The organism is Aureisphaera sp., assembly GCF_059726885.1.
The window spans coordinates 990,756-1,003,152 of sequence record NZ_AP041051.1 but is presented as its reverse complement, the minus strand read 5'-3'; the positions used below and the strand labels follow the sequence as shown (position 1 = coordinate 1,003,152).

The window sequence follows — 12,397 nt, the reverse complement described above, 5'->3', positions numbered from 1 at the left end:
GTATTCTAGGGGTCTTTTTATGAAATATTCCCAATTACCCAATACCGATATAAACGTTAGTAAAATATGCCTCGGCACCATGACCTTTGGACGTCAGAACACCGAAACGGAAGGACACGCACAATTGGATTATGCACTTGATAAAGGAATCAATTTTATTGATACTGCCGAAATGTATGCCGTTCCCTTTACTATGGAAACCCAAGGGCTAACAGAACAGTATATCGGAACCTGGTTGGCGAAAACGGGAAATAGGGATAAGGTGGTTTTGGCCACCAAGATAACAGGGCCCGGAAGGGGAATTTTCAAGGATATTCGCCCTAGTTTGGATTTTAGCAAGGAATCATTGGATGACGCCCTTCATAAAAGCCTGAAACGTTTACAAACAGATTATATAGATCTCTACCAACTGCATTGGCCAGAAAGAGCCGTAAATATATTTGGTGTTCGAGATTACAGCCACGCACCCAATACGGAATGGCAAGATAATATTGGTGAAATATTAGAACGGTTGGAGGGCTACGTAAAACAGGGTAAGATTAGGCATATTGGACTTTCTAATGAAACTCCTTATGGGATTATGCGCTATATGGAAGAACATAGAAAGGGGAAAATGAAAATGGTGTCCACCCAAAATGCGTATAATCTATTACAGCGGCGGGATGAAATAGGCCTGACGGAAGTTTTGCACATGGAAAACGTGGGATACTTGGTCTATTCTCCATTAGCGTTTGGAGTGCTTACGGGAAAATACCTAGATGGTCAAAAACCAGAAGGGGCTAGGATAACGCGCTTTCCGAATTATAGTAGGTACAGCAGTAATTCTTCATTGGCGGCCACCAAGAAATACAATGCCATTGCGAAGAAGTATGGAATGAGTCTTTCGCAAATGGCCCTTGCCTTCGTGAATGAACGTCCTTTTGTTACTTCCAACATCATTGGAGCCACCTCGCTAGATCAGCTTTCGGAAAATATTGATAGTATACATATTTCCCTTTCCGAAGAGGTATTGCGTGATATAGGAAAAGTACATACGGAAATGCCGAATCCGGCACCCTAATTACTTGGCACCCTATCTCAAAAGGAGCGTTCCCTCAACCAAATAGGTTCTTGACGAATTTTATGGAACAGGAGTTGGTTTTCCTCGGTATATTTAGGGAAAACCATTAATTATGAGAATTCTATTTGTCCTATTGTTTTCTGTGGCTGCAACCCTTGTTACAGCACAAAATGAATTTACCACACACGAAAATGGGCTTATTTATTCGCCCGAAGCCATGTCCAAACTCTCGGAAATTGTGGCAATGGAAAACCAACAATTCCGGGTTTGCGATCTTAGCAAGGATTTCAAATCCAATTATCAAACAACTGGATATATTTTTTCACTTCCCAAAAAGCAAAGAAAGAATCTTTTGAAGGACATTAAGGGTTCAATTTCATTAGAGGAATTCCTTAAAAAATACAAGGTTGCCCCAGATAGAAAAGAACTCGTTGTACAAAGTCAGTATGAGGATTATGAGGGTAATACGGTTGTTGAGATAAATACGTATCCAAGTGAGTATTCATTTTATAAGGAAAACCTACGGAAAGGCGTTGCCAAAGAAAGTCCCTGGACAGTAAACAAGGTCTATGATGGCGAGTTCGATGTATTGTATTTGGACGGACCACTTACATCATCCAAAATACCATATAAATATGCCAGGATGATTCAGTACTCCGAATGTCTGGTAGATACCACTGCAACAATTCACCCCAAAGATGCGAATAGATCGTATTTGTTTTTTTCTGAGGAAGCTAAAAAGTTAAAGCAACTCCAACTAATTGAAAAAATAGATGCTGAGTATGCAGGAGTGGAACCAGAACCTAGTTATTCAGATTATGAAGAGTATCATGCATATCAGAAGGAATTTCGGAAATATGAAAACAGAAAGCTGTCTCATATAAAAGAGGTGCTTGTCGAAGAACCTACTTTTGATAAACTGTTGAAGGAATCCTACGAAGAAGCACTGAAACGTAAAATATCCAGTGACACCTTCGAAAGATACGTTGCTTTATTGCTTTCAAAAAAAGAGGCATTGGCTTTAAAGCGAAATAGAATTGTAATTGGAAGTTGTAGCCAAGATTCAAGCCCTAGGTACCATGCCATGAATATCGCCCAATTATCGGCAGAAAGCTATAGCTGGGAAGTATTCGTGAGGGCACATTTAGATATCATGAACGATAATTTTCAACGAGTCTCAGATGGCAGCTATGCCTGGGGACAGAGAAATACGTATATCAAGGAACTGGAAGAATTGGATATAAACGTTCCAGATCTTCTTTTGGGAATTACATTAAGAACTTCTAACCCTTCCCAAAATCATTATTATGGAAGTATACGAAGGGTAGGAAGGGCGATTGCAGAGAGTGAGCAGTTACCCCTTTTTAAAACCGAAATTTTAGAAGCTATTGCAAATGAGGAGTTAGATGCCTACAATAGGCTGATGTTCTTCTATACCTATGCCAATCTTCAGTATAATTTAGATATGATGGAAGAGAAGGGGTTCAACAAGGCAAAAGTGGAAGAAGTACGCAATTTACTACCGAAATACCTAAGGACAATAGATTATTAATTACCCAAATAAATATTTTACCACATCATGGACCTTGGCCAGCTTAATCACTTGTATGCCATAGGTTTCTTTGGGAAGCTTACAGTATTTAGAGATGATAATGCTTTCAAAACCTAGTTTTTCTGCTTCAGAAATTCGTTGATCCACTCGTGTCACGGGACGCACCTCACCAGCCAATCCAATTTCCGCTGCGAAGCACATGCGTTTGTCTATGGCAATATCTATATTGGAGGATAGTACGGCAGCTACTACGGCGAGATCGATGGCAGGATCGTCTACGGAGATTCCACCCGTTACATTTAAGAAAACATCTTTCGCACCTAATTTAAACCCAGCACGTTTTTCCAATACCGCTAGGAGCATGTTCAATCGCTTTACATTATAACCCGTCGTGCTACGTTGGGGGGTTCCATAAACAGCGGTACTTACCAGTGCTTGGATTTCTATCATTAATGGGCGCATTCCTTCCAAAGTAGCCGCAATGGCTGTTCCACTCAGGTCTTCCTCATTTTTTGAAATCAATATTTCACTGGGATTGGATACTTCCCTTAAGCCATTTCCTTGCATTTCATAAATACCCAGTTCATGGGTGCTTCCAAATCGGTTTTTATGGGCCCGAAGAATGCGGTACACATGATTTCGGTCTCCTTCGAATTGTAAGACTGTATCTACCATATGCTCTAGGATCTTGGGTCCAGCAATGTGACCATCCTTTGTAATATGGCCTATCAAAATGACGGGAGTAGCTGTCTCTTTTGCAAATTTAATAAGCTCTGCGGTGCATTCCCGTATTTGTGACACACTCCCTGCACTACTTTCAATATGATTGGTTTGTAGGGTTTGTATGGAATCTATTACCACAATATCAGGTTGCATTTCACTTATATTCCTGAAAATTTGTTGTGTATTGGTTTCAGTAAGTATGAAGCAATGCTCAGAATTTGGATGAATTCGTTCTGCCCGCATTTTAATTTGTTGCGCACTTTCCTCACCAGAAACATAAAGCGTCTTGTAGGGGAGTTGCAAAGCTACTTGCAACATAAGTGTACTTTTTCCTATACCGGGTTCACCTCCTAGAAGAGATAAGGACCCTGGGACCAGTCCTCCGCCCATGACACGATTGAGCTCCTGGTTTTGCGTATTCAAGCGAGTTTCAACCCTGGTGTCAATTTCAGAAATGCGAACGGGTTTGGCGGCTCTTTTGGCACTGGGTTGAGAGGAAGCATCCCATCCCGGTTTTTGAGCTTTCTGAACCACTTCTTCTGCAATGGTATTCCATTCCTTGCATGAGGTGCATTGCCCCTGCCATTTAGAATATTGGGAGCCGCAGTTTTGGCAGAAAAAAGTAGTCTTGGTTTTAGCCATAATCGTTTCAGCTAAAATAGATATATTTACGATCGTGGTAAAAAAAATACTCCCCTTCTTTTTTTATTTTCTGGTGATTACTGCCCATGCTCAAATGGGAACTGTGTACCATAAGTCTTTTTCGAAACAAGATGGACTCGACCTTGATTACATAAATGCCATGGAGTTTGATAATGATGGGTTTTTGTGGCTTGGAGGAGCTCAATTAGATGTCAGGAAATTGGTCGTAAACGATAAAGAATTATCCCTGTTACGGTTTAATGGAACGTCCTTTCACAGTATTACGTTCCCTGAAAGCGATCGCAAGGTGCTAAGTGTGCACGAATTGTTTAAAAGGGACGATGGCAAGTTTTATGTAGGAGCACGTTCGTCCGAAGGAGATTGTATCTTTCTTTTCGATCCTTTTACCACTCAGTTTACAGAAGTAAACCTGCCTAATTCGGAGAACTTCGATATTGCGGTTTCAAGGGTGTTCAGATATGACAATAAAGAATATTTTCTAACTCAGGTACATAGGGAAATAACTCTCAATATTCTAAATAATGACCTTACGCTAACCCCTTTGTTCAATTTTAGTAGTGAGGAGAACAAATTTAGGTTGGATTCTGCTACGATTTTTATTCCTTACGAAGATTATTGCATTATTGGAGATGACAACTTCCCCTTAGTGTATTTGGACTGGAATGGAAATGTATTGAAAAGATATTCCCAGGAGTCATTTTTAAGGGATCGGGGTGCTATGGTGAGTAAATTCTGGTTAGATGAGGTTTTTGATGTACAGGACAAAAAGTACGCTTTTGTGCATTCTAAGGGACAATTGCATGAATTGATTCATGGAGAAAAGAAAATAGTACCCATAGAAGCAGAGGGGTTTAACCTGTCATCGAAAGTTTTAAGGGTATATAACGATCCCTTGGGGAATCATATGGTTGCTAAAAGAGACGATGGCCCCCTTGAGTTTTATTCTTTAATGGATGATGGGTTCAAATTGATGTTTCAAAATGACTCGTTCGAAAATTCATCGGCCATTAACCTGATTTCGCAAGACCTGACCAAGGATCTTTGGCTGGCTACCGATAGTGGGGAGCTACATTATTTTCGATTTCCCGAAAAAAAGATTGATGTCTACCTTCCATATATGCAGTTAAGGTCCTTAATGGCGCTCGGGAATAACCGCTACATGGTAGCAACTGAAAGAAATGGATGGCATGTTCTAGATTTGAATTCGAAAACCACAACGCCTTTCCCACTTAAGGAAAATGATATAGAATTACTTCCTGTGTCATCTCGGGCAATACTTAGGGAAGGGAATTTTATTTGGAGTACTAGTTTCGGGAATATCTTGAAGGTAAATATTGAAAACGGTGAAACGATCTCATACCGACACTATCCAGTAACCTCCTTGGTAATGCCAACAGATTCCACCTTTATATATTCGACCAATGGATATCATTTAATGGAATTTAATAAGAATACCACAAAACACAACAAGTTGGTGCTCACAGATTCGTTAACCATGTTGGATCTCGAATTTCGCAATGAAGGGGCTGTGGTTGTGGGAACGAATAATGGAGTGCTAACCTATGATTTGCAAAGTAAGGAGCATCAATTGATCAATGATTCTTTGCAGCTGGATGACCCATTTATTTTGATGACCGACTACCATCCCGATTATGGCTACTTATTGGGAACTCGATCGGGAAAATTGGTAGCATTCAATTTGCAAGAACGATCCTTTACCACTTTATATGAGGACGACCTTAATGCGGGAATAGCTACAGTGCTTTTTGAAGGGGATACGTGGTGGATAAACACATTTAATGGTATTGTTGCATTTAATATAAAGACAAAATCTAAAGTACGTTATTCCGAAAAAGATGGTTTAAGTCACAAAGAGGCAAACAGATATAGTGCATTGGACACCGGAAACGGTTTTTTGGTAGGATGTATTAGGGGGCTCAATTACTTTAAACCTTCAGAGCTAAAACCTAAGCAATTCGATTCACAGATTAGCCTTTTAAAGGTGAGGAGCTATGATAAGGAGCAAGGAAAAATCGTGGACGTTCACAATAGAGAGTTATTGGAGCATCAATCTGAGATTATTTTGCCAGCAGAATTCAAGGAACTGAAAGTAGATTTTTCCCTAACGAACAATGTAGAAAACAGGGAACATCGATTTAAATACAGAATGAACAATCAAGATTGGATTGATCTTGGGCAAGAACAATCCATTCGATTTCCAAATTTAGGTGCTGGCAAATATCGCTTGGAAATTGAAGCGTCAGATTACTCCGGGGATAAAATAGGTGAGTCGCTTTTACTTTCAATACACTCCAAAAACTTCTTTTATAAGACTTGGTGGTTTTATTTGTTGCTTTCCCTAAGTTTTGCCGGACTGGTTATATATTTTCTGAAACAAGCCGAGGATAAACGGCGCCTTCAAGAGGATTTTTCAGAAAATCTATTGCTATCACAGGAATCTGAACGCAACAAAATAGCCAAAGAATTGCATGATAGTGTAGGCCAGCAGCTCACACTAATTAAACGCAAGGCCCAGGATCTATCTCAAAACGAACTTTCCAGTATGACACACGGTGCTTTAGAAGAAATACGCAGTATCTCTAGAGGGTTATACCCAACCGTTTTGAAGCAACTTGGACTGTCGGAAAGTATAGAGCAACTTGTGTATGATCTCGATGAACAAACAGATTTATTCTGTACTTCGGAAATAGATGAAATTGATACTTACTTTTCTGAGGAAGATAGCCTAAATTTTTATAGATTTATTCAAGAAAGTATGACCAATATATTGAAGCATGCTGAGGCAACCTCACTTGTGGTGACCGTTAAAAAGCAAGATGCTAAAATAAGGGTTCGTATTAAGGATAACGGCAAGGGGTTTTTGGTCACTGAAGGTATAAAAAACTCAAGCCTAGGATTAAAAACTCTAGCTGAGAGGATACGAATTTTGAAAGGAACACTTCAAATTAATAGTAAAGAAGGAGAAGGCACTTCCATTATAGCGGAAATACCCATTTCATGAACAAGCAGGATATCTCCATATTGCCAGCAGACGATCACCCTATGTTATTAAAAGGGTTATCAGATCAACTAAAAGAGGCCGGGTTTTTGGTGTTCGAAGGTGCGCTTAACGGTGCACAGGCATTGGATAGTATTGTAAAAGAGCATCCAAGGATTGCTGTGCTCGATATTGAAATGCCATTGCTGTCGGGCTTCGAAGTGATCAAAAAGTGCAAAGAAAAAGGAGTGGCCACGAAATTCATTATTCTTACTTCCCATAAAGAGAAAGCATTCGTACTAAAAGCCAAAAAACTGGAAATTTCTGGGTATCTATTAAAGGACGAGCCTTTCTCAGAGATTGAAGCTTGTATCCTAGCTGTCGCAGATGGGAAGAGTTATTTCAGCGGTGCATTCGACGATATTTTCAATCGTGAAATAAGCCCACAATTAGAAAAAATAAAATACTTATCGCCATCGGAACGAACCATTGTCCGATTAATAGCCCAAGAGAAAACCAGTAAGGAAATTAGTGATTTGCTCAGTATTTCCCATCGGACTGTTCAAAAGCACAGGGCCAATATCATTGCTAAATTAGACCTTCCAAAAAGTGTAGATTCCTTATCTGTTTGGACATCAGAAAATAAAGAGATTATCCTCTCCCTTTAACTACGTACCCCTACGTATTTTTTATCAGGCCGTACGTATTTTCTTGCGTTGGCCTAGCCATTACATTTACGACAACTAAACTCTCGACAATGAAAAAGGTGATACCCCTAATCTTTTTTCTCATTCCTTTTTTGGCTTTTGGGCAAGATACCAATCCTCCCACGGCTGTGTGTTCTAATATAAACGTGCTGCTAGATTCATCGGGTATGGTAACCATTGTAGCCAGCGATGTGGACGGAGGTTCCAGTGATGGGGAAGGAGCTGTTACCCTATCTATAAACATAGACACTTTTACTTGTGCAGATGCGGGTCCAAATACAGTAATACTAACAGTTACCGATGGCGGTGGGAATACAGACTCGTGTATGGCAACGGTAACAGTAACCGATATGATGTCCCCTACGGTGAACTGTCAAGATGCGACTATTACACTGGACGCCACTGGCAATGCAACATTGCTTACGAGTCAGGTAGATAATGGTTCTTCTGATAATTGCGGATCGGTTTTCTTCGCGCTTTCTCAAACGGATTTTACATGTGCCGACTTAGGTCCACAAATGGTAACGCTTACGGTTACCGATAGTTTTGGTAATTCAGATAGTTGCATGGCTACCATAACGGTCCTGGAATTAACCGAGCCTGTACAAGCCAATTGTCAGGATATCACTGTCACTTTGGGCCCTACAGGGTCAGTAACCATTATACCCGAAGATTTAGACGATCCTTCAAACCCTTCCACCGGAAACAGTTCTTGTAATACCCTATCGTTTAGTGCAAGTCAGACAACTTTCGATTGTGACGATGTGTTCAATCCTCTACCGGACCGTGAACTTCTTTTAACAGGAGTCATTGGTGATACTGCAACTACAGGAAGACCACGTGCTATCGAATTGTATGCAATTAAAGATATCGCAGTAGGGGATTTAGGTCTCTATGGCTTGGGTTCTGCAAACCCTATAGAAGGAAACTCTGTTCCCTTGGAATATACATTTCCGAATAATACTTCGGTCATCGCAGCAGGAACCCATCTTACCATTACCCACGATCAAACTTCATTCACAAGTTTCTTTGGGGTGCCGGCCGATTATGTGGCCACCAATGAAGCCGCCAATATTGATGGAAACGATGTAGTTTCCCTGTTCTACAATGGTAACCCCATCGATACATTTGGAGATATAAATGCTGTAGAAATTGAACCCGATACCGAATTGGGGAGATTGGACCAGTGGGCATATACCAATGGTTGGGCTTATAGAATTAATAATACGGAACAAAACGGGGGTGTTTTCGATTTCGACGATGGTACTTGGGCTTATAGTAGTCCGGGTGCTCTGGGGACACTAACTACCAATCCTCCTCTGCCAACACCACCAGCACCGCCCATAAGTGGATTGGGTTTTCCTATTAACACCTTTGTATTCACCCCATTTGGGGTTCAAAGTCCTTTAACGGTTACCTTAACAGTCGATGACGGCAATGGCAATACCTCAAGTTGCAGTGCTAATGTTACCGTTTTGGACAATATCGCGCCTACTTTTAGTGTCATGAACATTACCAAGACGCTAAACAGTATGGGAAGTGCCTTTGTAGTCGCTGATGAATTATATACAGCCCCGGCAGTAGATAATTGTAATGGTGGTCAAGTACTAAGGTATAGGGTAGAACCCAGTCAATTTAGTTGTGAAGATATTCTTACCAATCCGAATCCCGTAGAGGTTACCGCAATCGATATTTATGGAAACACTACAAGCCAGACTGCTTTTGTCACTGTTGAAGATACCACGGCACCTTCAAATAGCTGTGCAGATATTACAGTTGCTTTAGATGCAAGCGGCATGGCGACCATTACCCCTGCCGATATTTTGGGGGATAGTGACGATCCTTGTGGTATTGCTGTGCAAAGCATAGATGTCTCTTCATTCGACTGCACCAATATTGGAGTGAACAATGTAATGCTTACCCTTACCGACCCTTATGGAAATACATCCACATGTACCGCCCAGGTTACGGTAGAAGATACAACACCTCCAGTGGCCGTTTGTCAGAACATTACCGTTCAGTTAGATGCAGCTGGCAATGGAAGCATCACGGCCTCACAATTGGATAATGGAAGTAGTGATGCCTGCGGAATTGCTTCCTTCAGTTCGTCTACGACAAACTTCGATTGTTCCAACCTTGGGGTGAATATGGTAGAATTAACCGTGGCCGATGCTAGTGGAAATACGGCAACATGTATGGCTCAGGTTACTGTTAGTGAAATGATAAACCCTATTGCCGTTGCAGGTGATATCTCAGTAATTTTAAACACAAGTGGTGAAGCCTTTATTACGGGGAGTGATGTGGATAACGGCTCTACGGATAATTGTAACATAGCGTCCTTAACGGTACTACCCAATATGTTTACCTGTGCAGATACGGGAGGCCCTGTTCCAGTTACCTTAACCGTAACGGATAGCTCAGGGAATTCGGACACTGCTACAGCTAATGTAACCGTGGTTGATACCAGCGCACCTGTGGCCAATTGCCAGAACATCACGATTCAATTAGATGCAACGGGGAATGCCTCTATAACTGCTGCAGATGTGGACGCAGGAAGTACCGTTTCCTGTGGTACGGCTACAACCAGTATAGACGTTACTTCGTTTAATTGCTCTAACATTGGTCTAAACAATGTGGTGCTAAGTGTAACCAATGCCAGTGGTTTAACTACCCAATGTACAGCTGTGGTCACTGTGGAAGATACCATTCCACCAGCAGTAAGTTGTCAGGACATAACGGTAATTCTCGATGCCTCTGGGAATGGGTCGATACTGCCAAGTGATATCGATGGAGGTAGTTCGGATAATTGTGGCATTACCTCTTCAAGTTTGGATATAAGCAGTTTTACCTGTGCCGATGTGGGAAACAATGTGGTAACCCTTTCTGTGACCGATGTAAACGGAAATACGGGTACCTGTACTGCTAACGTAACTGTTTTGGATGATTTAAATCCCACGGCCGTGTGTCAAAATATCACTTTATCATTGGACGGTAACGGACTTGCCACCTTAGAGGCTTCGCAGATAGATGGAGGCAGTTCCGATTTTTGTGGAATTGCATCCATGAGTGTTTCTCCGAATACCTTTGATTGCAGTAATCTAGGAGCCAATACCGTAACCCTTACAGTTACCGATACAAGTGGTAATACAGACACTTGCAGCGCAATAGTTACTATAGAAGATGACACCGACCCTACTGCAGTTTGCCAGAACATCACCATTCAATTAGATGCCAGTGGGAATGCTTTTATTGATCCTTCAGATATTGATGGAGGCAGTACAGATGCCTGCGGAATAGCAAGTATTTCTGCAAGCAATACATTGTTCAATTGTAGTAATGTGGGAGCGAATTCCGTGTTGCTTACAGTTTTGGATACCAGTGGAAATATAGATAATTGTAGTGCAATTGTTACCGTAGAGGATAATGTGCCCCCTACTGTAATATGTCAGGACATTGCTATACAACTCGATATCTCAGGAACTGCATTTATTACGGTTACCGATATAGATGGAGGAACTAATGATGCCTGCGGAATATCTGCCATAACTATAGATACAAATACATTCGATTGTGATGATCTAGGCACCAATAATGTGACCCTAACAGCAACTGATATTTATGGAAATACGGCCAGTTGTATTGCGGTCGTTACAGTTACCGACACTATAGATCCCACAGTGGTGTGTCCGTCAAACCAAACAGAGGTTATTCTTATTGGGACACAATTCACGGTACCGGATTATTTTGCCTTGGGATTGGCAACTGCCGATGATAATTGTACCGATCCAATTACCATAGTTTCCCAAAACCCAGCCGTCGGAACCCAACTTACCGAAGGTACCTATACCGTCTCAATTACGGTCGAGGATGAAAGCGGTAATAATGAAAGCTGCAATTTTCAATTGATCGTAGATGAGGTTTTGGGTGTAAATGATCTAGATGCAAACAAAGTAGTAAAACTAGTGCCAAACCCCACAACGGGGAGTGTGGCCATTTTAAATTCGGGAGCCGTTCAAATTAACAAAATCGTCATTTATGATCTCATGGGAAGGGTTCTAATGGTGAAAGAAGAAGATCTTTTGAGCGCAGAGATTGTATTGGATGTGTCCAATTTGCCATCGGCCCAATACATAGTACAGCTGGAGACGGACAAAGGCGCTTGGATTCAACAACTCATTAAAGAATAAGGATATGTATTTAAAATATGTCATAATTGTATTGTTCTTCCTAGGAACTTATGCTACCCAATCACAACAAGTGGTGAGGACATCCATAAGTGCTTCTGGAAGCTCGGAGACGGTTTCCAATGGAGAACAGGAGTACATTCTTCAACAAAGTGTAGGACAGCAAAGTGCAATTGGTAGTTTCTCTTCGGAAACTATAACAGCAAGACAGGGATTTATTCAGCCACCCATTCGGGTTCGCAGTATTGTTGAGGAGGATACAGATCTCGATGCGGTGGTATATCCCAATCCTTTTCAAAGTTCCATTCGTATAAAATTCAATGAAGAAGTTAAAGGCCAACTTTCCATAATTCTATATGATATGCAAGGAAGGTTGGTATATGACAAACCCTTTGAAGCAGCCCAGGAAATTGAAGTGAATTTAGACTTTCTTTCAAAAGCCGCTTATGTGCTTTTGGTTACCTCAGAAGAAAAACAACTTAAGGCCAACTTATTAAAAAACTAACCCAT

The 12,397-nt window shown here is 41.1% G+C and carries 7 protein-coding genes; 6 read left to right on the top strand and 1 reads right to left on the bottom strand.

The window, feature by feature from the left end; all coding sequences use genetic code 11:
- The first annotated feature begins 19 nt into the window (after positions 1-19).
- A complete protein-coding gene (locus tag AC6JAD_RS04635; RefSeq protein WP_461302307.1) occupies positions 20-1,060 on the top strand; it encodes an NADP(H)-dependent aldo-keto reductase in 1,041 nt (346 codons plus the stop codon).
- A 112-nt stretch (positions 1,061-1,172) separates the two neighbouring features.
- The gene (locus tag AC6JAD_RS04630; protein WP_461302308.1) at positions 1,173-2,612 is read left to right on the top strand and encodes a hypothetical protein; all 1,440 of its coding nucleotides are present in this window, start codon (positions 1,173-1,175) and stop codon (positions 2,610-2,612) included.
- Here the strand turns inward: AC6JAD_RS04630 and radA are convergent, their stop codons facing one another.
- Positions 2,613-3,977, bottom strand: coding sequence for a DNA repair protein RadA (radA, locus tag AC6JAD_RS04625; protein WP_461302309.1), 1,365 nt, complete (start codon positions 3,975-3,977; stop codon positions 2,613-2,615).
- Here radA and AC6JAD_RS04620 point away from each other — a divergent pair.
- The 4 genes from AC6JAD_RS04620 (at position 3,964) to AC6JAD_RS04605 (ending at position 12,392) form a co-directional block, all read left to right on the top strand.
- Positions 3,964-7,020: a sensor histidine kinase gene (locus AC6JAD_RS04620; protein WP_497866062.1), complete on the top strand. Its 3,057-nt coding sequence runs from the start codon at positions 3,964-3,966 to the stop codon at positions 7,018-7,020. The genes radA and AC6JAD_RS04620 overlap by 14 nt on opposite strands.
- The gene (locus AC6JAD_RS04615; protein WP_461302311.1) at positions 7,017-7,664 is read left to right on the top strand and encodes a response regulator; all 648 of its coding nucleotides are present in this window, start codon (positions 7,017-7,019) and stop codon (positions 7,662-7,664) included. Before AC6JAD_RS04620 ends, AC6JAD_RS04615 begins: the two co-directional genes overlap by 4 nt.
- Positions 7,665-7,753: 89 nt before the next feature.
- A complete protein-coding gene (locus AC6JAD_RS04610) occupies positions 7,754-11,890 on the top strand; it encodes an HYR domain-containing protein (RefSeq protein WP_461302312.1) in 4,137 nt (1,378 codons plus the stop codon).
- Between the two features lie 4 nt (positions 11,891-11,894).
- The gene (locus AC6JAD_RS04605; RefSeq protein WP_461302313.1) at positions 11,895-12,392 is read left to right on the top strand and encodes a T9SS type A sorting domain-containing protein; all 498 of its coding nucleotides are present in this window, start codon (positions 11,895-11,897) and stop codon (positions 12,390-12,392) included.
- The last annotated feature ends 5 nt before the right edge of the window (positions 12,393-12,397 follow it).

Bases quoted from the DNA above. Each gene is read 5' to 3' on its own strand.
- radA (WP_461302309.1), bottom strand. From the start codon at position 3,977: ATGGCTAAAACCAAGACTACTTTTTTCTGCCAAAACTGCGGCTCCCAA.
- AC6JAD_RS04615 (WP_461302311.1), top strand. From the start codon at position 7,017: ATGAACAAGCAGGATATCTCCATATTGCCAGCAGACGATCACCCTATG.
- AC6JAD_RS04610 (WP_461302312.1), top strand. From the start codon at position 7,754: ATGAAAAAGGTGATACCCCTAATCTTTTTTCTCATTCCTTTTTTGGCT.
- AC6JAD_RS04605 (WP_461302313.1), top strand. From the start codon at position 11,895: ATGTATTTAAAATATGTCATAATTGTATTGTTCTTCCTAGGAACTTAT.
- AC6JAD_RS04630 (WP_461302308.1), top strand. From the start codon at position 1,173: ATGAGAATTCTATTTGTCCTATTGTTTTCTGTGGCTGCAACCCTTGTT.
- AC6JAD_RS04635 (WP_461302307.1), top strand. From the start codon at position 20: ATGAAATATTCCCAATTACCCAATACCGATATAAACGTTAGTAAAATA.